The organism is Actinomadura montaniterrae (assembly GCF_008923365.1).
Lineage (GTDB): Bacteria > Actinomycetota > Actinomycetes > Streptosporangiales > Streptosporangiaceae > Spirillospora > Spirillospora montaniterrae.
On the sequence record NZ_WBMR01000148.1, the window covers coordinates 1 to 22911 of the forward strand.

Annotated in this window: 22 protein-coding genes and 1 pseudogene; 13 read left to right on the forward strand and 10 right to left on the reverse strand. The window is 74.7% G+C overall.

All coding sequences use genetic code 11. The annotated features are described in order from the left end of the window. The 4 genes and pseudogenes from F9B16_RS54265 to F9B16_RS35080 form a co-directional block, all read left to right on the forward strand. Nucleotides 1-128 (forward strand): annotated as a pseudogene (locus F9B16_RS54265) (NAD-glutamate dehydrogenase domain-containing protein); the annotation flags it as partial. Between the two features lie 32 nt (nucleotides 129-160). After that, nucleotides 161-919 (forward strand): glycosyltransferase family 4 protein, encoded by a 759-nt coding sequence (locus F9B16_RS35070; RefSeq protein ID WP_404800544.1) that lies wholly within the window; start codon nucleotides 161-163, stop codon nucleotides 917-919. A gap of 242 nt (nucleotides 920-1161) precedes the next feature. Beyond that, nucleotides 1162-2184, forward strand: a complete 1023-nt coding sequence (locus F9B16_RS35075) for a TerC family protein (protein WP_151544519.1) — start codon at nucleotides 1162-1164, stop codon at nucleotides 2182-2184. An 80-nt stretch (nucleotides 2185-2264) separates the two neighbouring features. Beyond that, nucleotides 2265-4460 (forward strand): acyl-CoA dehydrogenase, encoded by a 2196-nt coding sequence (locus F9B16_RS35080; RefSeq protein WP_151544520.1) that lies wholly within the window; start codon nucleotides 2265-2267, stop codon nucleotides 4458-4460. Between the two features lie 34 nt (nucleotides 4461-4494). Here the strand turns inward: F9B16_RS35080 and F9B16_RS35085 are convergent, their stop codons facing one another. Next, a complete protein-coding gene (locus F9B16_RS35085; protein WP_151544521.1) occupies nucleotides 4495-4839 on the reverse strand; it encodes a hypothetical protein in 345 nt (114 codons plus the stop codon). 139 nt (nucleotides 4840-4978) lie between these two features. Here F9B16_RS35085 and F9B16_RS35090 point away from each other — a divergent pair, with 139 nt between their 5' ends. Genes F9B16_RS35090 through F9B16_RS35100 form a run of 3 tightly spaced genes read left to right on the forward strand, consistent with a single transcriptional unit; the run spans nucleotide 4979 to nucleotide 7744 of the window. Further along, the gene (locus F9B16_RS35090) at nucleotides 4979-5425 is read left to right on the forward strand and encodes a hypothetical protein (protein ID WP_225992219.1); all 447 of its coding nucleotides are present in this window, start codon (nucleotides 4979-4981) and stop codon (nucleotides 5423-5425) included. Then, nucleotides 5422-6342 carry an AAA family ATPase gene (locus F9B16_RS35095; protein ID WP_151544522.1) on the forward strand — a complete coding sequence of 307 codons (921 nt, stop codon included), beginning with the start codon at nucleotides 5422-5424 and terminating at the stop codon, nucleotides 6340-6342. The genes F9B16_RS35090 and F9B16_RS35095 overlap by 4 nt, the downstream gene beginning before the upstream one ends. Nucleotides 6343-6346: 4 nt before the next feature. After that, a complete protein-coding gene (locus F9B16_RS35100; protein WP_151544523.1) occupies nucleotides 6347-7744 on the forward strand; it encodes a vWA domain-containing protein in 1398 nt (465 codons plus the stop codon). Here F9B16_RS35100 and F9B16_RS35105 read toward each other — a convergent pair. Next, nucleotides 7741-9123: an MFS transporter gene (locus F9B16_RS35105; protein ID WP_151544524.1), complete on the reverse strand. Its 1383-nt coding sequence runs from the start codon at nucleotides 9121-9123 to the stop codon at nucleotides 7741-7743. The genes F9B16_RS35100 and F9B16_RS35105 overlap by 4 nt on opposite strands. A gap of 93 nt (nucleotides 9124-9216) precedes the next feature. Between F9B16_RS35105 and F9B16_RS35110 the strand changes: the two genes are divergently transcribed. Next, entirely contained in the window at nucleotides 9217-9714 is a 498-nt protein-coding gene (locus tag F9B16_RS35110) for a winged helix-turn-helix transcriptional regulator (protein WP_151544525.1), read from the forward strand. On the opposite strand, the gene F9B16_RS35115 is transcribed toward F9B16_RS35110, so the two are convergent. Both F9B16_RS35115 and F9B16_RS35120 read right to left on the reverse strand, forming a co-directional pair. Continuing rightward, a complete protein-coding gene (locus tag F9B16_RS35115) occupies nucleotides 9711-10274 on the reverse strand; it encodes a TetR/AcrR family transcriptional regulator (RefSeq protein ID WP_151544526.1) in 564 nt (187 codons plus the stop codon). The genes F9B16_RS35110 and F9B16_RS35115 overlap by 4 nt on opposite strands. 70 nt (nucleotides 10275-10344) lie before the next feature. Beyond that, nucleotides 10345-10683, reverse strand: a complete 339-nt coding sequence (locus tag F9B16_RS35120; protein WP_151544527.1) for an SPW repeat protein — start codon at nucleotides 10681-10683, stop codon at nucleotides 10345-10347. 163 nt (nucleotides 10684-10846) lie between these two features. Between F9B16_RS35120 and F9B16_RS35125 the strand changes: the two genes are divergently transcribed. Then, a complete protein-coding gene (locus tag F9B16_RS35125; RefSeq protein WP_151544528.1) occupies nucleotides 10847-12424 on the forward strand; it encodes an adenylate/guanylate cyclase domain-containing protein in 1578 nt (525 codons plus the stop codon). Nucleotides 12425-12427: 3 nt separating this feature from the next. Here the strand turns inward: F9B16_RS35125 and F9B16_RS35130 are convergent, their stop codons facing one another. Then, the gene (locus F9B16_RS35130) at nucleotides 12428-13171 is read right to left on the reverse strand and encodes a hypothetical protein (RefSeq protein WP_151544529.1); all 744 of its coding nucleotides are present in this window, start codon (nucleotides 13169-13171) and stop codon (nucleotides 12428-12430) included. A 10-nt stretch (nucleotides 13172-13181) separates the two neighbouring features. Beyond that, on the reverse strand, nucleotides 13182-14633 hold the full coding sequence (locus F9B16_RS35135) for a DHA2 family efflux MFS transporter permease subunit (protein WP_151544530.1): 1452 nt from the start codon (nucleotides 14631-14633) through the stop codon (nucleotides 13182-13184). Nucleotides 14634-14716: 83 nt separating this feature from the next. Between F9B16_RS35135 and F9B16_RS35140 the strand changes: the two genes are divergently transcribed. After that, nucleotides 14717-15373, forward strand: a complete 657-nt coding sequence (locus tag F9B16_RS35140; RefSeq protein ID WP_151544531.1) for a TetR/AcrR family transcriptional regulator — start codon at nucleotides 14717-14719, stop codon at nucleotides 15371-15373. An 88-nt stretch (nucleotides 15374-15461) separates the two neighbouring features. Here F9B16_RS35140 and F9B16_RS35145 read toward each other — a convergent pair whose 3' ends face one another. After that, nucleotides 15462-16106: an MBL fold metallo-hydrolase gene (locus F9B16_RS35145; RefSeq protein WP_151544532.1), complete on the reverse strand. Its 645-nt coding sequence runs from the start codon at nucleotides 16104-16106 to the stop codon at nucleotides 15462-15464. Beyond that, a complete protein-coding gene (locus tag F9B16_RS35150) occupies nucleotides 16106-17191 on the reverse strand; it encodes an S-(hydroxymethyl)mycothiol dehydrogenase (RefSeq protein ID WP_151544533.1) in 1086 nt (361 codons plus the stop codon). The genes F9B16_RS35145 and F9B16_RS35150 overlap by 1 nt, the downstream gene beginning before the upstream one ends. Before the next feature lie 226 nt (nucleotides 17192-17417). Here F9B16_RS35150 and F9B16_RS35155 point away from each other — a divergent pair, with 226 nt between their 5' ends. Then, on the forward strand, nucleotides 17418-18674 hold the full coding sequence (locus F9B16_RS35155) for an alpha/beta hydrolase (RefSeq protein WP_151544534.1): 1257 nt from the start codon (nucleotides 17418-17420) through the stop codon (nucleotides 18672-18674). Between the two features lie 64 nt (nucleotides 18675-18738). Here F9B16_RS35155 and F9B16_RS35160 read toward each other — a convergent pair whose 3' ends face one another. Then, entirely contained in the window at nucleotides 18739-19185 is a 447-nt protein-coding gene (locus F9B16_RS35160) for an ATP-binding protein (RefSeq protein ID WP_225992220.1), read from the reverse strand. A 271-nt stretch (nucleotides 19186-19456) separates the two neighbouring features. Further along, nucleotides 19457-20122, reverse strand: a complete 666-nt coding sequence (locus tag F9B16_RS35165) for an MBL fold metallo-hydrolase (RefSeq protein WP_151544536.1) — start codon at nucleotides 20120-20122, stop codon at nucleotides 19457-19459. A 232-nt stretch (nucleotides 20123-20354) separates the two neighbouring features. Between F9B16_RS35165 and F9B16_RS35170 the strand changes: the two genes are divergently transcribed. Next, nucleotides 20355-20846: a hypothetical protein gene (locus F9B16_RS35170; RefSeq protein ID WP_151544537.1), complete on the forward strand. Its 492-nt coding sequence runs from the start codon at nucleotides 20355-20357 to the stop codon at nucleotides 20844-20846. Next, a partial coding sequence (locus tag F9B16_RS35175; RefSeq protein WP_151544538.1) for a helix-turn-helix domain-containing protein occupies nucleotides 20843-22911 on the forward strand: 2069 nt, incomplete at its 3' end. The genes F9B16_RS35170 and F9B16_RS35175, both read left to right, overlap by 4 nt.

Below are 22911 nucleotides of genomic sequence, written 5' to 3' on the forward strand. Positions count from 1 at the left end.
AGCTGGTCTGCGCGTTCGACCACCGGCACATCTTCCTCGACCCCGACCCGGACCCGGCGGTCTCGTTCGCCGAGCGGCGCCGGATGTTCGAGCTGCCGCGCAGCACCTGGGCCGACTACGACACCTCTGGACCGCCGCGATCTACGGGGCGCTGGAGCGGATCGTCGCGCGCGGCGCGGGCCGCGTCCTCGGCGTCTCGCCGGACCTGGAGGAGCGGATGCGCTCGCTCGGCGCCCGCTCGGTGGGGTACGCGCTCGTCCCGGCGCCCGCGCCGCGCGAGCATCCGGGCCCGGCCGTCCGCGCCGACCTGCGGGCCGAGCTGGGCGTGGGGGACCGGCCGCTGATCCTCACCGTCGGCCGGCTCGCCGAGCAGAAGGGCCTGCCGACGCTGCTGGACGCCTCCCGCGCCTGGACCGGCCGGACCCCGCCGCCGCTCGTCGCGATCGCCGGCGACGGCCCGCTCGAGGACGAGCTGCGCGCCCGGATCGAGGCGGAGGACCTGCCCGTCCGGCTGCTCGGCCGCCGCGCCGACGTGCCCGCGCTGCTGACCGCCGCGGACGTCGCGGTGGTGCCGAGCGTGTGGGAGGGGCAGCCGCTCATCGTGCAGGAGATCCTGCGGGCCGGGCGGCCGCTGGTCGCGACGCGGGTCGGCGGGATCCCCCGGATGGTCGGCGCGGACGACCGGCCCGCCGGGAACGGGGCGCTGCTCCAAGGGCCGGAGAGCGAGGCGGCGCTGCTGGTCCCGCCCGGGGACGCGGACGCGCTCGGCCGCGCCGTCGGCCGGATCCTGGACGACTCCGCGCTCGCGGTGCGGCTCGGCGCCGCCGCCGCGCAGCGCGCCGCGGAACTCCCGGACGAGGCCGACGCCGTCGACCAGCTCGCCGCCGTCTACCTGGAACTGCGCGCCGCGCGCGGCTGAACCGCCGGCGCCGCGCCTTAGATGCGGCGCTCGGGGGCCGGGTTCGCGGGAAGGCCGAGAATTCTCCGCGAACCTGGAACCCCGGGACGGCGTGCCTCGTCAAACATGACAAGTGGAGGGGAGTATCCCTGCGCGCGGGTGTCGTCAGCACGGCCGGTCCGCACCGGCCCGGGGCCCGCGGCCCTCGCTCCGGGGGCGGGAGAGACCTCCGGCGCTCGACCACGTCCGCCGGAGGTTTCACGTTGTCCGTCGCACCCTGGGTGTGGATCCTGACGCTCGCCGGGATCCTCGCCGTCATCGCCGCCGACCTGCTGGTCATCCACCGCAACGACACGCGGGAGTTCACCACCCGCAGGGCCGCGTTCTGGTCGGCCGTCTACATCGGCCTCGCCGTGCTGTTCGGGCTCGGCGTCTGGCTGTTCTCCGGAGGGCAGCACGCCGCGCAGTACTTCGGCGGGTTCGTCACCGAGAAGAGCCTCAGCGTCGACAACCTCTTCGTGTTCATGGTGATCCTGACGCGGTTCGCGGTGCCCAAGCACGCCCAGCACACCGTCCTGATGGCGGGCATCGTCATCGCGCTGGTGCTGCGCGGCGCGTTCATCGCCGTCGGCGCCGCCGCGATCTCCACCTTCACCTGGGTCTTCTTCATCTTCGGCGCGTTCCTGCTCTGGACGGCCTACGGGCTGGTCCGCGGCGGTGACGACGACGAGTTCAAGGAGAACGCGGTCCTGCGCTGGGCCAAGCGCGTCATCCCGACGTCCGACGACTACGACGGCTCGCGGTTCCTCACCCGGCGCGGCGGCCGCCGCATGGTCACCCCGCTGATGATCGTGATGATCGCGATCGGCTCCACCGACGTGCTGTTCGCGCTGGACTCCATCCCGGCGATCTTCGGGCTGACCACCGAGCCGTACCTGGTGTTCACCGCCAACGCGTTCGCGCTGATGGGCCTCGTCCAGCTGTACTTCCTGCTGGGCGGGCTGACGGACCGGCTGGTCTACCTCGGGCACGGGCTGGCGTTCATCCTCGGCTTCATCGGGGTCAAGCTGATCTTCCACGCGCTGCACGAGTACGGTGTCGGCTGGGCGCCGGACGTGCCGATCTGGCTGTCGCTCGCGGTGATCGCCGGCACGCTGGCGGCCACCACCGTCGCGAGCCTCACCGTCGGCGGCCGCGGCCGCGGTGCCGCTGACCAGGGGCGGGACGAGCCCGCCGGGCGGATCGCGGGCGGGGACGCGCGGGCCTCGGAGGGCTCCGAGCGGTGAGAGCGGAATCACTGCCCCACGCGACCAGAATCCTGTTCTAGAATCGCTGTCAACAAGCGGTCTGAGAGAGGGTTCGACACATGGCCATCGGGCTGACCGAGGAGCACGAGGCGCTCGCCGATTCGGTGCGCGGTTTCGCCGAGCGCAACATCCCGGCGACGGCGGTCCGCGCCGCGCTGGACGCGGACGAGGAGACCCGGCCCGGGTTCTGGCCGGCCCTGGCCGAGCAGGGCCTGCTGGGCCTGCATCTGGACGAGGAGCACGGCGGGCAGGGCTACGGCCTGCTGGAGCTGTCGGTGGTGCTGGAGGAGCTGGGCCGGGCCGCCGCGCCCGGCCCGTTCCTGCCGACGGTGCTGGCGAGCTCGGTGATCGACGCGTCCAGCAACGCCAAGCTGCGCGCCGAGCTGCTGCCGGGGCTCGCGGACGGGTCCAGGACCGGCGCGGTCGCGCTGTCGGGGAGCCTGACCGGCACCCGGCAGGGCGGCGCGCTGGTGGTGTCGGGCTCGTCGGCGACGGTGCTGGGCGCGCTGCTCGCCGACGTGGTCGTCCTGCCGGTGACGGCCGGGGACGAGGAGCAGTGGGTCGCGGTCGACGCCGCCGACCTGAAGGTGACCGCGGTGGCGAGCCTGGACAAGGTCCGCCGCGTCGCCGCCGTCGAGGCCGACGGCGTGACGGTGGCGGCCGACCGGGTGCTGGACGGGGTGACGACCGGCCGCGTCCGCGACCTGGCGGCGACGCTGTTCGGCGCGGAGGCCGCCGGCCTGGCGGGCTGGCTGGTGAACACCGCCGCCGAGTACGCCAAGGTGCGCGAGCAGTTCGGCCGTCCGATCGGGCAGTTCCAGGGCGTCAAGCACAAGGCCGCCCGCGCGCTGATCGCGCTGGAGCAGGCCCGCGCCGCCGCGTGGGACGCGGCGCGCGCGCTGGACGAGGGCACCGAGGAGGCCGGGTTCGCCGCCGCCGTCGCCGCGGTGATCGCGGCGGACGCCGGCGTGCAGACCGCCCGGGACGCGATCCAGATGCTCGGCGGCATCGGGTTCACCTGGGAGCACGACGCGCACATCTACCTGCGCCGCGCGCTGACGCTGCGGGCGCTGCTCGGCCCGGCCAAGGACTGGGCCGCCAAGGTCGCGGCGCTCGCGCTGGACGGCGGCCGCCGCGAGGTCGAGCTGGAGCTGGACGAGGGCGCGCAGCCGCTCCGCGAGCGGATCCGCGCCGAAGTCGCCGAGCTCGCCGCGATCGAGGACAAGGACGCCCTCAAGGTCAAGATGGGCGACGAGGGCTGGACGGTCCCGCACTTCCCGAAGCCGTGGGGCCGCGGCGCGGGCCCGGTCGAGCAGATCATCATCCAGCAGGAGCTGAAGGCCGCCAAGGTCAAGGCGCCGAACCTGGTGATCGGCGCGTGGCTGGTGCCGTCGCTGGTCCGCTACGGGTCCGAGGAGCAGAAGGAGCGGTTCCTGCGGCCGACGCTGCGCGGCCAGATGGTGTGGTGCCAGCTGTTCTCCGAGCCGGGCGCCGGCTCGGACCTGGCGTCGCTGTCGATGAAGGCCGAGCGCGTCGAGGGCGGCTGGAAGCTGACCGGCCAGAAGATCTGGACGTCGGTGGCGCAGCACGCCCAGTGGGGCTTCTGCATCGCTCGCACGAACCCCGACGCGCCCAAGCACGACGGCATCACCTACTTCCTGGTCGACATGAAGTCGCCGGGCGTGGACGTCCGTCCGCTGCGGGAGCTGACCGGTGACGCGCTGTTCAACGAGGTGTTCCTGGACGGCGTGTTCGTCCCGGACGACTGCGTGGTCGGCGAGGTGAACCAGGGCTGGCAGGTCGCCCGCAACACCCTGTCCAACGAGCGGGTGTCGCTGTCGACCGGCGGCGGCCTCGGCATGGGCGTGCCCGAGCTGCTGAACTTCTTCAAGGGCCGGACGCTGGACGCGGTCGCGGCCGCCGAGGTCGGCAAGCTGGTCGCGCAGGGCCAGTCGATCGACCTGCTGGGGCTGCGGACCACGCTGAAGCAGCTCAACGGCGTGGAGCCGGGCGCCGAGGCCAGCGTCCGCAAGCTGCTCGGCGTGCAGTTCAACCAGGACGTCGCCGACTACTGCTGGGCGGCGCAGGGCGAGGCGGCGGCCACCGAGACGCCGATGGCGGAGAGCGGGATCATCGCCCGGGCCATGCTGTTCAGCCGCGCGATGACGATCTACGGCGGCACCACCGAGGTGCAGCTGAACATCATCGGCGAGCGGCTCCTCGGCCTCCCCCGCGACCCCGAGCCCGGCAAGTAACGGGCGCGCCGGCCTAGGGGGTCGTCCCCCTGGGCTAGCGCGGCCGGAAGTTGTAGGCGACGTTGATCAGGACGATCGCCGACCAGGCCAGGAAGAGGCCGACGCCCCCGGCGTTGACGACCGCGATGGCGCTGAGCGGGATGGCGGCGACCATGGACAGCACCGCCAGCAGCAGGCTGTGGTCGCCGTCCCCGGACACGCGGGGCGCTCGGGGGCGGCCGCGCGGGGCCGGGGCGGGGGCGGCGGGACGCGCGTCGAGGGCCTCCTCGATGCGGTCCACGACCGTCTCGATGAAGGCCGCGTCGTAGTCGGGGCCCAGCTCGCGCCGGGCCGCCAGCGCCGCGGCGAGGTCCTCGCGAGGCAGTCGTCGGGTCGTCATGGTTCGGTTATAGGCGGGCAGGGGTCGGTGCCGCCTCACCCCCCGGTGCCAACCGGGGCGTACCCCGCAGGGATGAGCGCGGGCAGGGCGCCCCGCGCCGGTAAACTGCCGCTTCGTCCGAGAATCGCCGGAGGTTTCCGTGACCGTGCGGGTCCGCTCGACCGTCCTGGCCGCCTGCGCGGTCTCCGCCGTGCTCGCCCTGGCCGGATGCGGCGGGGAGAAGGCGGACGGCGCGGGAGAGAGCGCGTCCTCCGGCGCGTCGACCGCCCCGCTCGGGCCGATCCCAGCGATCAAGCCCGCGGACGTCAAGCCGCTCGTCGGCCGCTGGGTCGGCACCGCCAAGGACTACTTCCAGTTCACGGCGGACGGCTCCGGCGTGTGGGTCAGGGGCGGGCAGAAGCTCTGGAGCGGGACGGCGATCCCCGAGGGCGGCGGCAAGTACCGCTTCTCCTGGCAGGGCGGCGACCCGAAGACCGCGTCCTACTGGGGCGTGACGCTGTCGGAGAAGAACACCAAGCTGGTGTTCGCGGGGACGAACCAGACGTACACCAAGGCAGTCGCACACAAGGGCAAGGGCAAGGGATGACCGTGACCAGCCAGAACGCCGGGGACGCAGCGAGCGGCGCGGGCGCCGGGAGCGACGGCGCGTTCGCCTCGCCCGCCGACGTCGAGCGCAGGCTGGCCGGCGTCCGCTACCTCGCCGACGAGGCGATCGCCACCACCGTGTTCCTCGCGCAGGCGCTCGGCAAGCCGCTGCTCGTCGAGGGCCCCGCCGGGGTCGGCAAGACGGAGCTGGCCAAGGCCGTCGCGGCGGCCACCCGTGCGGAGCTGATCCGGCTGCAGTGCTACGAGGGCCTGGACGAGGCGCGCGCGCTCTACGAGTTCAACTACAAGAAGCAGCTCCTCGCCATCCAGGCCGCCCCGGCGGACCGCGCCTGGCAGGAGACCCACGACGACATCTTCTCCGAGGAGTTCCTGCTGGAGCGGCCGCTGCTCGCGGCGATCCGGCGCGCGGAGCCGACCGTCCTGCTGATCGACGAGGCGGACAAGGCCGACGTCGAGGTCGAGGGCATGCTGCTGGAGGTCCTGTCGGACTTCCAGGTCACCATCCCCGAGCTCGGCACGGTCAGCGCGGTCCGCCGCCCGTTCGTGCTGATCACCTCGAACGCGGCGCGGGAGCTGTCGGAGGCGCTCAAGCGCCGCTGCCTCTACCTGCACCTGGACTACCCGGCGGCCGAACGGGAACGTGACATCGTCCTCGCGCAGGTGCCCGGCATCGAGGCGGAGCTGGCCGAGCAGCTCGTCCGGACGGTCGGGACGCTGCGCGCGCTGGAGGTCAAGAAGGCGCCGTCGATCGCCGAGACCGTCGACTGGGCGCGCACGCTGCTCGCGCTCGGCCTGGACGAACTGGACGAGGCGGCCGTCGCCCGCACCCTCGGCGTCGTCCTCAAGCACGCCTCCGACCAGGAGCGCGCCGCCAAGGAACTGGGCCTGAGGGGCTGATCGGATGGCCTCGCTCGTCGACCGGCACACCGGGTTCGTCGCCGCGCTGCGGGAGGCCGGGCTGCCGGTGTCGGTCGCCGAGGGCCTGGACGCGGTCCGCGCGATGCAGGCCGTCGACCTGCTCGACCGGGGCGCGCTGCGCGCCGCGTACGCGGCGACGGTGGTGAAGCGGCCCCAGCACCGTCCGACCTTCGACACGCTGTTCGACCTGTGGTTCCCGGCGGCGGTCGGGGACGGCGCCGGGGCGGTGAAGGACGACGACCGCCCGGTCCGGACGCTCGGCGCGGACGGCAACCCCGTCCCGCCCGCCCTCGACCCGGAGGTGCAGCGCCGCCGCGAGGAGCTGATGGAGCTGTTCCTGTCCGGCGACGACGCGGCGCTGCGGCAGTTCGCGCGGACGGCCGTCGCCGAGTACGGGCGGACGCCCGGCCAGGAGTCGTGGTTCTCGTCCGGTGTGCTGCGCGCGCTGTCGCCCGAGACGCTGATGGCCGGGCTGCTCAACGCGGTGCTGAACGGGCAGGAGCGCGGCGGGATGGCCGAGCGCGTCGCGCGCCGCACGTTCCGCGACCGGATCGCCCGGTTCGAGGACCTCGTCGCGAGCGAGGTGCGCCGCCGCATCGCCGAGGACACCGGCGTCGAGCGGACCGCGCGCCTCGCCGTCCGGCCGCCGCTGGAGCGCCTCGACTTCTCCAGCGCGAACCGCGCCGACCTCGCCGCGCTGCGCCGCGAGGTGTACCCGCTGGCGCGCAAGCTCGCGTCCAAGCTCGTCCAGAAGCAGCGGCACGGCAAGCGCGGCCGCCTCGACTTCCGGCGGACGGTCCGGGCGTCGCTGGGCAGCGGGGGAGTGCCGCTGACGACGCACTACCGGCCGCGCCGCCCGCACAAGCCGGAGCTCGTCGTCTTGTGCGACGCCAGCGACTCGGTGTCGGCGTTCGCGCACTTCACGCTGCTGCTGACGTTCGCGCTGCGCGAGCAGTTCAGCAAGGTCCGCGCGTTCGCGTTCATCGACGCGACCGACGAGATCACCAAGTACTTCGCGCCGGGCGCGGACGTCACCGACGCGATGACGCGCATGGCCGCCGAGGCCGACCTCGTCTGGATCACCGGCCGCTCGAACTACGGCCACGCCATCAAGGTGTTCGACGACAAGTACCGCGACGCCATCACGCCGAAGACGTCCCTGCTCATCCTCGGCGACGCCCGCTCCAACTACGGCGAGCTGTCGCTGCCGATCCTGCGGTCGATGGTCGACCGGGCCCGGCACGCCTACTGGCTGAACCCGGAGTCGCGCCGGCTGTGGGACACCGGCGACTCCGCCGCGTCCCGCTACGGCGACCTCGTCCCGATGTTCGAGTGCCGCAACCTCACCCAGCTCGCCGCCTTCATCGAAGAGCTCGCCTAGCGCTCGCGGATGGCGGCGGCCAGGGCCGCGCCGGCGAGCGCGACGACGGCGGAGACCAGCATCGCGACGTCGGTGCCGTGCGCGAGCGCGGACGGCCCGTCCCCGGACCCGGTCGCGATCGCGCCGACGACCGCGACGCCGATGGACGCGCCGACGTAGCGGGCGGTGTTGTTCGCGCCCGAGCCCATGCTCGCCCGGTCGGCGGGCACGCTCTCCACGGCCAGCCGCGCGAGCATCGCGTTCGCCAGCCCGCTGCCGACCCCCGACACGACCAGGCCGGGGACGAGCCGCCACCAGTGCGAGTCGGGGGCGAGCCCGAGCATCGCGAACTCGCCGGCCGCGCTGAGCGCCAGCCCCGCGCCGAGCAGCCGCCCCGCGGGCAGCCGTGCCGGGAGCCTGCGGGCCTGCAGCGCGGCGACGAACGACAGCCCGGACCAGATCGCCAGCACCAGCGCCGACACCACCGGCGACAGGCCCAGCACCAGCGTCATCACGGTCGCCAGGTAGCTCATGATCCCGATGACGGCGAGGCCGGTGACCAGCGCGCCGGACACCGACAGCAGGAACGCGGGACGCCGGAACAGGCCGAGGTCCAGCATCGGCTCGGTGCGCCGCGCCTCCACCGCGGTGAACGCGGCCAGCAGCACGGCCGCCGCGCCGAGCAGCGCCAGCACGCCCGGACGCGTCCAGCCGGCCCGTCCCCACGTGATCGCGGCGACCAGCGCCGCCACGCCCAGGCTCATCGTGACCAGTCCCGGCAGGTCGAGGCCGCGCGGCCGCTCGGACCGCGACTCCCCGAGCGTCCGGACCGCGACCGCGCCGAGCACCGCCGACGCGACGGCGGCGACCCAGTACCACGCCCGCCAGCCGGCCGCCGAGGTCAGCTCGGCCGACGCGATGGGCCCGAGCGCGATGCCGAGGCCGAGCATCGCGCCCCACACCCCGGTGGCGTGGGCGCGGCGCGGGCCGGGCGGGAACGCGGCCGCGATGATCCCGAGGCCCGTCGCCAGCAGCGCGGCGCTCGCCACGCCCTGCACGATCCGTCCCGCGACGAACAGGCCGGTGCCCGGCGCGACGGCGCAGGCGACGCTGGACGCGGCGAGCGCGGCGGCGCCGATGGCGAACACGCGCCGCCGGCCGTGGTCGTCGGCGAGGCTCCCGGTCGCCAGCAGCGCCGCCGCCAGCCCGAGGCTGATCGACGACATCAGCCAGATCCGGCCCGTCGGACCGGCCCCCAGGCCGTGCGCCGTCTCAGTGAGCGTGGCCATCGGCGCGGTGTAGTTCATCAGCGCCAGCAGCGTCGCGGCGGCGGGCAGCGCGAGTGCGGCGGCGGTTCCCGCCGCGTGCCGCCCCGCGCGCGGTGTCGCCAGAGTCGTCATGGGAGCCCCCAACGGTTCAGTCAATGAACTCAATGGGGAGACGGTAGCACGACCGGTTCGTTCAATGAACCGCCAGGGCGGTACTGTGGGGCCATGGCACTCGGCAAGGACTACGCGGCCCAGGACTGCTCCCTGGCCCGCGCGCTGGAGGTCGTCGGCGAGCGGTGGACGCTGCTGATCGTCCGGGACGCCTTCTACGGCGTCCGCCGGTTCAGCGACTTCCTCGCCCACCTGGACGTCCCGCGCGCCGTGCTGTCCGCGCGCCTCCAGTCGCTCGTCGAGGCCGGCGTGCTGGCCAAGGACGGCCACGACTACGTGCTGACGGACATGGGCAAGGAGCTGTGGCCCGTCGTGCACACGCTCGCCCGCTGGGGCGAGGAGCACCTGTCCGCGGAACCGTGCCGGCTGTTCCTCCACGCGGACTGCGGCGGCCGCGTCGGCACCGACGGCGTCTGCCCCGCCTGCGGCCGCGGTGTCCCGCTGGAGGACATCGAGATCCACGTCGGCCCCGGCGGCCGCCACCGCGACGACCCCGTCAGCCGCCTCCTCCGCACCCCCCACCGCCTCCTGGAGCCCCTGAGGCCCCTCTAGAAGGCGCGCGTGATCAGGTCGGCGACCGCGTCGGGGTCGAGGTGCTGGCCGGTGAGGCCGGCGAGGTTCTCCTGGTAGATCAGCACGGCCGCGAAGGTGGCGGCGGCGGCCTCCAGCCGGGCCTGGTCGCCGCGGGCGCCCGGCAGCGCGATCTCCAGCGCGCGGCGGGCGCGCAGGAACAGCGCCCGGTTGAGGTGGCCCAGCCGGTCGCGGACGGACCGGTGCGTGTCGGCCTCGCGGAACAGGATGCGGCGCATCGCGGGCGAGGCGCGCAGCGGCAGCCGTCCGGCCAGCCGCGACAAGGTCCCGGCAGGGTCGCCCGGGACGGCCTCGGCGGGCTCGTCCGGCGGGTCCTCCACGAAGGTCCGCTCGTCGACCAGCGCGACGAGCACGTCGATCTTCTGCGGGAAGTAGTGGAAGACCAGGCCCTTCGGCACCTGGGCGCGGCCCGCGATGCGCGCCGTCGAGCTGGCCTCGTAGCCGCGGTCGGCGAACAGCGCCTCCGCCGCGTCGAGGATGCGCGTGCGCGAGTCCGCCGCGCCCGTCCGCCGCACGCCCATCGGCACCGCCCCCCGGCAGGCCCGTGCGGCCCCGGAGCGCGGTGCGCCCGAGGCCGTCGCGGGATCTCGATCAGGCCGCGGCGGGCCTGCCGCCGTGCGCCTGGGTGGCTCCCCACAGCCCGACGATAGCCGCCACGCCGCCGGCGATCCATGCCGTCCACGCGGAGGCGTGCGCGCCCGTGAAGCCGAACGCCCACGGCGCCACGAAGATCAGCAGCGCGAACGCGGTCGCCGCCCACGACGGGACGCCCTGGCCGCCGAGCAGCGCCCACAGGCCGGCCGTCATCAGCAGCGCGCCGAGCACCATCAGCGGCTGCTCGCCCGCGTTGTCGCCCCACAGCTCGGGGGCCACCAGGACGACGAGGCCGGCCACGAAGGCCACCCCGTCCTGCCATGCGAACCTGTCCATCCGTCCTCCTCCGGGACGATCACCTTTGGACCTCTTTGTCCACTTCAGTGATTCCTGATTGACCGACCGGTCAACCTTCCGCCGGAGACCGGGCAGGGCGTCCCCGGGGTGACGCCGGCGGGACGGAGGGTGAGGTGCCCGCCAGCGGATACCCTGCACGCTCATGGAGACCGAACCGCCCGGACCCGCGCCGTGGGCCGGGCGCACCCTGCTCGGCCCCCTGTGGCGGCTGATCGACGGCCGGCCCGGCGACTCCCGCGCCGCCGTCGCCCGCCGCGCGAGGATCCTGGTGCCGATCGCGACGGGCCTGGCGAACCTCGGCGGCGCGCTGGTCGTGCTGGCGTTCGCCGTCGTGGTGCCCGACCCGGTGGGGCGGGTCTCCGACCGGCTGCAGACGATCAACGTCGCGGTGTTCACGGCCTACGTCATCGCGGCCCTGCCCGTGGGGCTCGTCCTCGGCGAGCGGTTCTTCCGGCGCGTCCGGCGGCTGGTGGAGCGGCACGACGAGCCGGACCGGCACGAGCGGTCGCTGCTGCTGTACGGGCCGCTGCGGCTGATGGCGCTGCACCTGACGCTGTGGGGGATCGGCACGGTCGGCTGGGTGGTGATCAACGCGCCGTTCTCCACGCTGCTGGCCGTCAAGCTGGGCCTCACCAGCCTGCTCGGCGGCCTGACCACCTGCACCATCGTCTACCTGCTGACCGAGCGGCTGCTGCGGCGCGCGGTGACGACGGCGCTGCACAGCCGGATGCCGCGCCGCACCGGGCTGCCCGGCGTGGTGGCGCGCTCGGTGCTGGCGTGGGGGCTCGGCACGGCGGTGCCGATCCTCGGGCTGATCACCCTCGCGGTCGGCTCGTTCGTCATCGCGAGGATCACCGTGCGGGACTTCGCGCTGGCGGTCCTCGCGCTCGGCGGCACCGCGCTGGTCATCGGCCTCGCCGTCACCTACGGCGCGGCGCGCGCGATCGCCGACCCGGTCGAGTCGGTGCGGCTCGGCCTGGCCCGGGTCGAGCGCGGCGACCTGGACGTGGAGGTGCCCGTCTACGACGCGACCGAGGTCGGGCTGCTGCAGGCCGGGTTCAACCACATGGCGGCGGGGCTGCGCGAGCACGCCCGGCTGCAGGACCTGTTCGGCCGGCAGGTCGGCGAGGACGTGGCGCGCGTCGCGCTCGAGCGCGGCATCGACCTCGGCGGCGAGACCCGCGAGGTCGCGGTGCTCTTCGTCGACATCGCCGGCTCCACCCGGCTCGCCGCCGACCGGCCGCCCGCCGAGGTCGTCGGGCTGCTGAACGCGTTCTTCGCGGTGGTGGTGAAGGTGGTCGGCGCGCACGGCGGCTGGATCAACAAGTTCGAGGGGGACGCCGCGCTCGCGGTGTTCGGCGCCCCGCTGGCGCTGGACGGCATGCACGGCCGCGCGCTGGCCGCCGCCCGCGAGCTGGCCCGGCGGCTGCGCGAGGAGGTGCCGGACCTGCGCGCGGGCGTCGGGGTGTCGGCGGGCGAGGCCGTCGCCGGGCACATCGGCGCCGAGGAGCGGTTCGAGTACACGGTGATCGGCGACCCGGTGAACGAGGCGGCCCGGCTGACCGACCTCGCCAAGGCGACCGAGGCGCGCGTCCTCGCGTCCGGCTCGCTGGTCGCCGCGGCGGATCCGGAGGAGGCGGCACAGTGGGAGCTCGGCGAGGAGGTCACCCTCCGCGGCCGTACCCGGGCGACCCGGCTCGCCTCGCCGCGCCCCGCGTAGGGATCAGGACGGTCCGAGCGTGGCGCCGCTCAGCGTCGTGTAGAACGGCGAGCCGGCGAAGCCGGGGCCGGTCTCCTCGCCGATGTACACGTCGGCGTGGTTCTCGCCGCCGTAGCCGGGACGGAACAGGTCGGTGACCGTCCAGCGCGCCTTCCGGAACGCCGCGCACACCGCCGCCTCGATGCGGTGCCCGTTGCCGTCCCTGCCGCATTCGACGATCGCGAACCGCTGCCCGCGCGCGAGCACCGACCTGTCGGCGGCGGCGGACGACCAGGGCCGCAGCGGGTGGCCCGCCGAGTCGCGGGTCGTGTCGTCCAGCCAGTACCCGACGCTGTGCGACCAGTTGAGGTACCGGCCGCGCTGCGGCCCGGACGTGATCCGCCCGCTGCCCTCCTCCTGGATGACCGCGAGGAAGTCCTCCGGGTACGAGCCGAGTGGCGCCTTCCCATGCGAGCAGTGCAGCTCGGGGCAGCCCTTCACGGCCTTGAGACGTCCGTTGTGCAGGCTTTCGACGGCCGTGTAGTAGGTGGTGATCCGCCACGCGCCGGGCCTGCCGAGCGGCGCCACCCGCTCGGCCTCCGGCGACACGCCGGACGAGTCGGTCGGCGAGGCGGCGGGGGAGGACGCGCCGGTGGCGGTCGGCGGCGGGACGTCCAGCGCGCCCGCGGAGCTTCCGGACGCCCGGCCGCAGCCGGCCAGGGCACCGCACAGCGCCAGCGCGGCGGCGAGCGATGCCCTCGGCCGCATCAGCGCCCCCTCACCTCCGGTCGGCGCGTGTGCGCTCCGGCTCGTCCGCCACGGGCGACGATATCCCGGACGCGGCGGCCGGGCGGCCCGGGAGCGAGAATCCGGCCAGGAGCAGCACGGACGCGGCGGCGACCATCCACCAGAACGCCGTCCCGAACGCCTCGGCCGGCGTGGCCCCACCGGAGACGCGGTGCTGGAGGAGCAGCGTCACGACGGTGATGCCGAGCGCCGCGCCGATCTGGTTGAGGACGTAGAGCGTCCCGGTCGCGCTCGGCGTCGACTCGGCGGGGACGCTGCGGTACACCGACGCCATCGTGGGCGCGCCGATCAGGCCGAGCCCGAACCCGCACACCGCCGAGCACGCGCCGAGCCAGAGCAGGCTCGCGCCGGTGCCGGCCTGCGTGTACGCGAGCGTGGTCAGCGCCACGACCGCGCCGCCCGCCGGAACGAGAGCGCGGGCGCCGATCCGGTCGCTGAGCCGTCCGGCGATCGGCATGCCGAGGAACGCGCCGGCGCCCTGCGGGACGAGCAGCAGCCCCGCCGCGAGGACGCCGTGCCCCCTGACCTGCTGGTAGTAGAGCGGGACCAGGAACAGCAGCGCGAACAGCACCCCGCCGACCAGCGTCATCACCGCCACGCTCGCCGCGTACGGGCGCAGCGCCAGCAGCCGCAGGTCGACCAGCGGCGGGACGGACGCGCGCAGCGCGTGCAGCACGTAGGCGAGCAGGAACGCCGCGCCCAGCACCAGCCCCGCGACCACGCGCGGAGCGCCGAACCCGGCGGTCGCGGCCTGCGACAGCCCGTACATCACCGCGACCGAGCCGGGGCTGAGCAGCAGCACGCCGAGCACGTCGAACGGCTTGCGCTCCGTCCCGTCCGGGACGGCGGCGGGCACCGTCCGCACGGCCAGCGCGATCGCGACCGCGCCGACCGGCAGGTTCACCAGGAACATCCACCGCCACGGCAGGTACTCGTTGATGAGCCCGCCCGCGACCGGTCCGAGGATCGGGCCGAGCGTCATCGGGATCGACATCAGCGCCATCAACCGGCCCGCGCGGCGCGGCCCGGCGGCGCGGGCGAGGACGGTCAGCATCGTCGGCTCCATCAGCCCGCCGCCGACGCCCTGCACCACGCGGAACCCGATCAGCGCGCCCGGCGCCCAGGCCAGCGCGCACAGCAGCGACCCGCAGGTGAACAGCGCGAGGCCGGCGAGCCAGACGGCGCGGCCGCCGTACCGGTCGACGGCCCAGCCGCTCACCGGGATCGCCGCGGCGAGCGTGAGCATGTAGGCGCTGGCCGTCCATTCGATCGTGTCGAGCGGCGCGTGGAAGTGCCGGGCCAGGGTGCCGATCCCGACGTTGACGATCGTCGCGTCGAGCAGCGCCATGAACCCGCCCAGCACCATCACGCCGATGAGCCGCGCGAGCGGCCCGTCGATCCGGTCGCCGGTGTCCGCGTCCATGATCACCTCCCGTGAGATCCGTGTCGGTTCATTGAATTTAACCGACCAGTTCAATTTGAGGAACGTCACGGTAGCATGGCGCCATGAGCGCGGGGGAGACCACGAGGGAGCGGACCGGGCGGCGCGGCCGGGTCGACAAGCGGGAGGCGATCCTGGACGCGGCGCTGCGCGTCTTCTCCCGGGAGGGCTACGAGCGGGCGAGCATCGACATGATCGCGGCCGAGGCGGGCGTCGCGAAGCCGACGATCTACAACCACCTCGGCGGCAAGGAGAACCTGTTCCGGCAGATCATGGTGGACGCGGCGCGGGAGACCAGCGCGAAGTTCATGGCCGCGCTCGACGGGTTCCCGACCGACCCCGCCGGCGCGGCGGAACTGCGCGAGCGGCTCCTCACCGTCGCGCCCGCCATGGTCGAGTGCTTCCACCACCCCGAGTCGTGGGCGCTGCAGCGGCTGCTGTACGCCGAGTCCGTGCGCTTCCCGGACCTGTACGGCGACGTCCGCGCCAACGGCGCCGGGCAGGTCGCCGACGCCCTCGCCGGGCGGCTCGCGCGCCTCGGCAACGCCGGGCACCTGCGGATCGCCGACCCCGACCGGGCCGCCGCCCACTTCATCGCCCTGCTCACCCACGAGCTGGTCGGGCTGTCCGAGCTCGGCAACCGGGAGGTGCCGCCCGCCGAGGTCGAGCGGGTGGTGACCGCCGGCGTCGACGCGTTCCTTCGCGCCTACGCGCCCGCCTGACGTCCCTCGCCAGGAACGCGCCCGGGAACGCGGAAGGCGGCGACCCCCGCATCCGGGGATCGCCGCCGTACCGCCGCGCGGGCCTGGCTCAGTGGCCTCGGGCGATCCATTCGTCGAGGTGCGGTGCCTCGCCGCCGATGGTGGTGGAGTCGCCGTGGCCGGTCCGCACGACCGTCTCCGGCGGCAGCGTGAGCAGCCGCTCCCGGATCGAGTCGATGATCGTCGGGAAGTCGGAGAAGGACCGGCCGGTGGCGCCCGGGCCGCCGTTGAACAGCGTGTCGCCGGAGAACACGGTGCCGAGGTCGGGTGCGTGCAGGCAGACCGCGCCGGGGCTGTGGCCCGGCGTGTGAAGGACGGTCAGGCCGGTGCCCGCGACCGTGATGACTTGTCCATCGGACAGTTCGCCGTCGGGGCTCTTGTCCGGGTGCTTCTGCTTCCACAGCATCAGGTCGCCGGGGTGCAGCAGGACGGGCGCGCCGGTGCGGGCGGACAGGGCGGGCGCGGCGTCGATGTGGTCGTCGTGGCCGTGCGTGGACACGATCGCCACCAGCCGCCGGTCGCCGACCGCCGCCGCGATCGCGTCGGCGTCGTGCGCGGCGTCGATGACGATCGCCTCGGTGTCGTCGCCGACGATCCAGACGTTGTTGTCGACCTCCCACGTCCCGCCGTCCAGGGAGAACGTCCCGGAGGTGACGACATGGTCGATGCGCGCCTGTGGTGAAGTGAGGGCCATCAGAGGACCACCACCGAGCGCAGCACGTCGCCGTGGTGCATCTTGTCGAACGCGGCCTCGACGCCGTCCAGCGCGATCGTCTCGGACACGAACGCGTCCAGGTCGAGGCGGCCCTGCAGGTACAGGTCGATGAGCATGGGGAAGTCGCGGGACGGCAGGCAGTCGCCGTACCAGGACGACTTCAGCGATCCGCCGCGGCCGAACACGTCCAGCAGCGGCAGCTCCAGCTTCATCTCCGGCGTCGGGACACCGACCAGGACGACGGTTCCGGCGAGGTCGCGGGCGTAGAAGGCCTGCTTGTAGGTCTCCGGGCGGCCGACCGCGTCGATGACGACGTCCGCGCCGAACCCGCCGGTCAGCCCCTGCACGGCCTCCACCACGTCGGTGCCCTTGGCGTGGACGGTGTGGGTGGCGCCGAGCGAGGTGGCGGTGGCGAGCTTGCGCTCGTCCAGGTCGATCGCGATGATCTTCGCCGCGCCGGCCAGCCGCGCGCCCAGCACCGCCGCCGCGCCGACGCCGCCGCAGCCGATGACCGCGACCGAGTCGCCGCGTCCCACGTTCCCGGTGTTGATCGCCGCGCCCAGGCCCGCCATCACGCCGCAGCCGAGCAGGCCCGCGACCTCGGCCTTGGCGGCCGGGTCGACCTTGGTGCACTGCCCGGCGGCGACGAGGGTCTTGTCGGCGAACGCGCCGATGCCCAGCGCGGGCGACAGCTCCGTCCCGTCCTCAAGGGTCATCTTCTGCGCGGCGTTGTGAGTGTTGAAGCAATACCAGGGACGGCCCCGCAGGCACGCCCGGCACTGCCCGCACACCGCGCGCCAGTTCAGGATGACGAAGTCGCCCGGCGCCACCTCGGTCACGCCCTCGCCGACCGACTCCACCACGCCCGCCGCCTCGTGCCCCAGCAGGAACGGGAACTCGTCGTTGATCCCGCCCTCGCGGTAGTGCAGGTCGGTGTGGCACACCCCGCACGCCTGCACCTTCACGACCGCCTCGCCCGGACCCGGGTCGGGAACGATGATCGTCTCGATCCGCACCGGCTCGCCCCGCCCGGGTGCGACGACCCCGCGTACCTGCTGCGCCATACTGCCGCCTCTCGTCGTGTCTCCGTCCTTGCCCCGACCCTATAGACCGCGGCCCCGGCCTCTGCGCAGGTCTTCTGCCGGACGGAACATCCCGGCACCCCCGCGGGAGGGAGGCCGCCGCCCTCCGAGGTAGCGGATGGAAGATCCCCAGATGGCGCGATGCCCGTCCGGGCGCGCGGGCCGGAGGCTGGTGGCCGTCCGTTCCCCCATGTGAAAGAGGACCGCCATGTCACGCCGCCTGAAGATCGCCGCCGCGGGCGCCGCCGGTGCCGCGATCATCGCCGCCGGTGCCGTGCCCGCCCTGGCCGGGGAGGGCGCCAAGGACCGCCCGGCCGTAACGCACGAGCAGGAGGCCGCCCGCGGGCAGCTGATCTCCGCGCGCTACCTCGGCACCAGGTCGGCGGAGGAGGTGCGCGCCTGGCTGGCGACCGAGGGCTTCGACGCCTCGTCCGTCCGCTACGGCGTCGACTCCTACCGCCTCATCTACCGGACGGTCGACGCGCGCGGGCGCGCGACCATCGCCAGCGGCCTGTTCGTGCTGCCGCGCAACGGCGAGCGGAAGCTGCCCGCGGTCTCCTACACGCACGGCACCACCAGCTACATCGGCGACGCGCCGTCGATGGCGCAGGACGTGTGGGGCCCCGGTCCGGCCGTCACCTACGGCGCCGCCGGGTTCGCCGCCGCCGCGCCCGACTACCTCGGCCTCGGCGAAGGGCCGGGCGTCCATCCGTGGAAGGACGTGCCGACCGAGACGTCCGCGTCGCTGGACATGCTCCGCGCCGCCCGGCAGTTCGCCCCGCGCGAGCACCGGGAACTGGACGGGCGGGTGTTCGTCACCGGGTTCTCGCAGGGCGCCTCGTCCGCGCTCGGCCTCGCCCGGGCCCTCCAGGACGGCGCCGACCCGCACTTCCGGCTCCGCGCGGTCGCCCCGATCAGCGGCGGGTACGACTTCGGCGGCGTCGAGCTGCCCGCGCTCCTGGACGGGCGGGTCGACGCGAAGACGTCCGTCGCGTACCTCTCCTACCTGCTCACCTCGTGGAACCGCGTCCACGGAGGCATCTACGGGAAGCCGTCCGAGGTCTTCAAGGAGCCGTACGCGAGCCATGTCGAGAAGTACTTCGACGGCACCACGCCCGGCCAGGTCATGCTGAAGGGGCTGCCTGGGACCCCCGACGAGCTGCTCACCGCGCGCGGGTTCGAGGTGCTGCGCCACCCGTCCGGGACGTTCGCTAAGGCGCTGCAGGTGGACGGCGAGGTCTGCACGGCGTGGACGCCGCGCGTCCCGCTCCGGCTCTACAAGATCACCAACGACGACCAGGCGGTCACCGCGAACACCGACCACTGCGCCGCGGGGTTCCGCGCCCGCGGCGTGGACGCGCCCGTCGTCGACGTCGGCGACAAGGTCTACGGCGGCTCGCGGCACCTCGGGTCGAACCTCGCCGGCACCGCCCTCGCCGTCCGCTGGTTCGCCGGACTGCGCTGAGCGGCGCGCTCGGCCGGACCGGCGGCCCGCTCGGGCGGGCAGACGGCGCGGACCGGCGGCGCGCTCAGCCGAACCGGATCGCCCGGAGGCGGTCGGCGGCCTCCCGGTCCAGCACGGTGACCCCGGCGGCGGGCGGGAGGGCGCCGCCCCGGGCGCGCTCGATGAGCGGCACCCAGCGCCGGCAGTGCCGTGCGAACGTGACGCCGGTGACGGCCCGCCCGCGCGCGAACTGCCCCGCCCGCGCGGTCTCCGGGTCGACGTCGATGAGGATCAGGTGCAGCCGGCCGCCCCGGCGGCGCGCCAGCCAGGCGAAGCAGTGCAGGATGTGCGGCCAGGTGCCGCGCGTGTGCGCGACGACCCCGTGGCCGGCCAGCACCGCCCGCCCGATCCGCCACACGTGCGTGACGTGGACGAGCGGGGTGCGCAGCCGCACCGGCAGCGGGCGCAGGAACCGCGCCCACCAGTTGCGGGACTGCCGCGAGTCGATGATCCGGACGTCGCCGGCGGGCACCGGCGCGGTCTCCTCGCCGCTCAGCCCGTACAGGCGGTTCAGCAGGGTGCTCTTGCCCGCCCCTGGGAGCCCGGCGAGCAGTACCAGCGAGCCCCGCGGGTAGCGCAGGGCGGTGCCCGGTTCCGTGTCGTCGATGATGCGCTCCTGGTCTCGGCCCCCGGATCGGTGCGGATGTGGTGGTCAAAACGAACACCCCGCACCACTGGTTCCGGCGGGCCGGCGCACCCGGGTCGCGCCGCGTACGCCGCGGCGGGCCGTCAGGACGGCCGCGTCACCAGCCGCGCGAGCGCCACTCGGGCAGCGACGGGCGCTCCCGGCCGAGCGTGGAGTCCTTGCCGTGGCCCGGGTAGAACCAGGTGGCGTCCGGGAGCCGGTCGAAGACGCGCTCCTCGACGTCCGCGAACAGCTGCTTGAACAGCGTCGGGTCGCCCCAGGTGTTGCCGACGCCGCCCGGGAACAGGCTGTCGCCGGTGAACAGGTGCGGGCGGTCGGCCAGCTCGCCGCCGGCGTCGTACAGCAGCGCGATCGAGCCGGGCGTGTGGCCGCGCAGGTGGATGACCTCCAGCGACGCCCGCCCGACGCGGACGGTGCCGCCGTGCTCGACGGGTTCGGCGACCGGCTCCGGCAGCGCCTCCGCGTCGTGCGGGTGCGCGACGACCGGCGCGCCCGTGGCCCGCACGACCTCGCTCAGCGCCGTCCAGTGGTCCTCGTGGCGGTGCGTGGTGACGATCCGCGCGAGCGGCCCGTCGCCGATCAGCTCCAGCAGCCGCGGCGCCTCGTTGGCCGCGTCGATGAGCAGCTGCTCGCCGGTCGCGGTGCAGCGCAGCAGGTAGGCGTTGTTGTCGTACGGCCCGACCGCCACCTTGGTGACCGTCAGGCCCGGTAGCTCCCGGACGTCCGGGCGGCCGCCCGCCTCGACGTTCCCCGTGTAGGTCATGGGCGTGTCCTCCCATCGGCGGTACGCGCCGTCGGTGGTGCGCCCTGTCGGCGGTGCGCCCGTTGGCGGTGCGTGCAGACCATCTTCCCCCATCGCCCGCCCGCCGGGCGCGCCCGGGCCGGATGAGTCACGTGACTCAGCCGAACCGTGCGCCCGGCGGCGGACGTTTCCGCCTTGCCGTCCCACCATGGTCATTGGAAGATCAGGATCGACCCGTGAGGACGGTGCCGCGTTGATCACCGCTTTCCGTCCCGGTCCGGACCGGGAACGCCCGGAGGAGCTGCTCGGCCACGCCTGCGCGCTGGTCCGGCTCTGCGGCCGCGACGCCGCGATCGCCGCCGTGTTCCTCGCCCTGGTCCTGGTCGGGACCGTGAGCCGGCTCGCCGCCGGGCTCCCCGGCGTCGTCGCCCTCGCCCTGCTGCCGGTGCTGGGCGCCGCGTTCGCGATCTCCGCCGGGTACGCGGTGCGGTCCCGGCGCACGCTGGTGGCGGTGCTCGGCGAGGTGCGCGGCCGCACCGGCGCGCCGGTCGACCCGTCCGCGCCGTGGACGCCGTTCGGCGCGGCGGCCGCGCTGGACGCCCGGGTCCGCGACACCGAGCTGCGCCGGCTGCTCGCGGCGGCGCACCGCTGCGGCGAGCTGTCCTGGCTGGCGGTCGCCTGGTCGGCCGCGACCGCCGTGCTGTTCCTGTTCTGGTGGCTGGCGACGGCGATGGCGGGCGGGTGACCGGGGTGATCGACCACGACGTCCGGCCGGGCAGCTTCTGGGAGCGGCTCGGCCCGGACGACCGGCAGGCGCTGCGGGCGATGGGGCGGCGCACCAGCATCCCGCCCGGCGGGACGCTCTGCCACCAGGGGGTGACCGCCCCGTCGGTGTGGGTGGTGTTCAAGGCGGCGCCGCGCGCGGCGAGCAACGCCGTGGCGAAGGAGTTCGTCGACTCCAGCGAGGGCGACGAGTCGATCATCGACCTGTTCGGGTCCGGTGACCTGGTCGGCGCGCTCGGGGCGTGGGGGCACCCCGAGCGCGGCACCGTCGCGGCGCTCGACCATGTCGAGGCGCTGCGCCTGGACCGCCGCGGGTTCCGCAGCCTGCTCGCCGCGAACCCGCAGGTCGCCGAGGCGATGATGCACGCGGTGTCGGAGAGCGTCGGGTACGGCGGGCGGCGCCACGCGGTCCGCGCGGCCGAGCATCCGCAGCGCCTCGCCTACCACCTGCTGGAGCTGGCGCACCGGTTCGGCGTCCGCACCGCGCGCGGGACGGAGATCCCGCTGCGGCTCAGCCAGGCGGAGCTGGCGAACTGGGCCGGGATCTCCCGCGAGACGCTGGTGCGCTGGTTCCGGCTGTGGCGGCAGAAGGGCATCATCGACCGCCGGCCGCGGCCGCTGACCGTCCTCGACCCCGAGAAGCTGCGGCGCGCCGCCAGCCCGTGGGGCGACGAGTGGCCGGCGATCGAGGCGGAGCCGGACGCCCCCGCCGCGCCGCCCGCGCCCCGCCCGGAACCGGACGAGCCCGGCGGCCTCGCCGCCCGGACGCCCGTCCGGCTCGACGCGGCGCGCGGGAAGCCGCCGGTCCGGCTCCCTGCCGACAACCCGTTCTTCGCCGGGCGGACGGTCAGCCTCGGCAAGCTCGACCTGCTCGTCGCGCAGGCCGAGTGGCCGCGCGCCGTGATCGTCCAGGGGATGGCGGGCGTCGGGAAGACGACGCTCGCGCTGCACTGGGCGCACCGGGTCGTCGACCGGTTCCCCGACGGGGTCGTGTTCGCCGACCTGCGCGGGACGACCCGCAGCCCCGTCACGCCCGCCGAGGCGATGGGGCAGGTGCTGCGCGCCGCCGGCGTCCCCGGCGACCAGCTGCGCAGCACCGAGGCGGAGCTCGCCGCGCAGTGCCGGTCGCTGCTGGCCGACCGGCGGATGCTGCTGATCCTCGACAACGCGGCGCGGCCGGAGCAGATCAGGCCGCTGGTGGGGGCGATGGCGTCCGGGCTGGCCGTGGTGACGAGCCGCCGCCGCCTGCCGGCGCTGCTGGAGGGCGCCGACGTCCGCACCCTCGAACTGCGGGAGATGGTCACGCAGGAGGCCGTCGACCTCATCTCCAACGTGCTCGGTCCGGCGGACGCCCGCGTCCGGGAGGAGCGCAAGGCGGTCGCGCGCCTCGCCCGCGAGTGCGGGCATCTCCCGCTGGCGCTGTCGGTCATGGCCGGGCGGCTGGCCGAGAACCCGGGTGAGTCCATCGCCGGGACCGTCCGGGAACTGGCCGAGAGCGACGCGCAGGCCGCCTCGTCCTACGGGACGGTCCTGCCCGGGCTCGGGCGCGGGCCGTCGCCGGACGGGGCGGGACGGGACGCGGGGGAGCCGGCCGCCCCGGAGTCCGCCGGCAGCCCGCTGACCGGCATCGAGCTGCACACGGGGGCGGGGCACGGCACCGCCGTCCCGGGGCTGCGGGGCGTGCTGAACCCGACGTTCGACGTCGCGTACCGCAGTCTGCGCCGCGACCACCGGGAGGCGTTCCGGGTGCTGGCGCTCGTCGCGGGCCCCGACTTCACCCCGTCCGCGCTCGCCGCGCTGCAGGACCGGACGGTGGACGAGGCCCGCGAATGCCTGGAGGGCCTGCGCCAGGCGTACCTGGTGCACGATGTCGCGCCCGGGCGGTACCGGATGCACGACCTGCTGCGCGACTTCGCTCGCGACCGGGGCCTGGCGGAGGACGCCGATACCGACCGGCTCGCCGCGCAGCGCCGGCTGCTCGCCGGCTACCTCGCCGAAGCGCGCGCGGCCGGAGACGCGCTGGCGGG

Excerpts from the sequence above, each read along its gene's own strand:
- F9B16_RS35100 (WP_151544523.1), top strand. The coding sequence starts at position 6,347 with ATGGCCTCGCTCGTCGACCGGCACACCGGGTTCGTCGCCGCGCTGCGG.
- F9B16_RS35110 (WP_151544525.1), top strand. The coding sequence starts at position 9,217 with ATGGCACTCGGCAAGGACTACGCGGCCCAGGACTGCTCCCTGGCCCGC.
- F9B16_RS35125 (WP_151544528.1), top strand. The coding sequence starts at position 10,847 with ATGGAGACCGAACCGCCCGGACCCGCGCCGTGGGCCGGGCGCACCCTG.
- F9B16_RS35115 (WP_151544526.1), bottom strand. The coding sequence starts at position 10,274 with ATGGGCGTGCGGCGGACGGGCGCGGCGGACTCGCGCACGCGCATCCTC.
- F9B16_RS35105 (WP_151544524.1), bottom strand. The coding sequence starts at position 9,123 with ATGACGACTCTGGCGACACCGCGCGCGGGGCGGCACGCGGCGGGAACC.
- F9B16_RS35145 (WP_151544532.1), bottom strand. The coding sequence starts at position 16,106 with ATGGCCCTCACTTCACCACAGGCGCGCATCGACCATGTCGTCACCTCC.
- F9B16_RS35120 (WP_151544527.1), bottom strand. The coding sequence starts at position 10,683 with ATGGACAGGTTCGCATGGCAGGACGGGGTGGCCTTCGTGGCCGGCCTC.
- F9B16_RS35155 (WP_151544534.1), top strand. The coding sequence starts at position 17,418 with ATGTCACGCCGCCTGAAGATCGCCGCCGCGGGCGCCGCCGGTGCCGCG.
- F9B16_RS35095 (WP_151544522.1), top strand. The coding sequence starts at position 5,422 with ATGACCGTGACCAGCCAGAACGCCGGGGACGCAGCGAGCGGCGCGGGC.
- F9B16_RS35150 (WP_151544533.1), bottom strand. The coding sequence starts at position 17,191 with ATGGCGCAGCAGGTACGCGGGGTCGTCGCACCCGGGCGGGGCGAGCCG.
- F9B16_RS35080 (WP_151544520.1), top strand. The coding sequence starts at position 2,265 with ATGGCCATCGGGCTGACCGAGGAGCACGAGGCGCTCGCCGATTCGGTG.
- F9B16_RS35085 (WP_151544521.1), bottom strand. The coding sequence starts at position 4,839 with ATGACGACCCGACGACTGCCTCGCGAGGACCTCGCCGCGGCGCTGGCG.
- F9B16_RS35165 (WP_151544536.1), bottom strand. The coding sequence starts at position 20,122 with ATGACCTACACGGGGAACGTCGAGGCGGGCGGCCGCCCGGACGTCCGG.
- F9B16_RS35130 (WP_151544529.1), bottom strand. The coding sequence starts at position 13,171 with ATGCGGCCGAGGGCATCGCTCGCCGCCGCGCTGGCGCTGTGCGGTGCC.
- F9B16_RS35140 (WP_151544531.1), top strand. The coding sequence starts at position 14,717 with ATGAGCGCGGGGGAGACCACGAGGGAGCGGACCGGGCGGCGCGGCCGG.
- F9B16_RS35135 (WP_151544530.1), bottom strand. The coding sequence starts at position 14,633 with ATGGACGCGGACACCGGCGACCGGATCGACGGGCCGCTCGCGCGGCTC.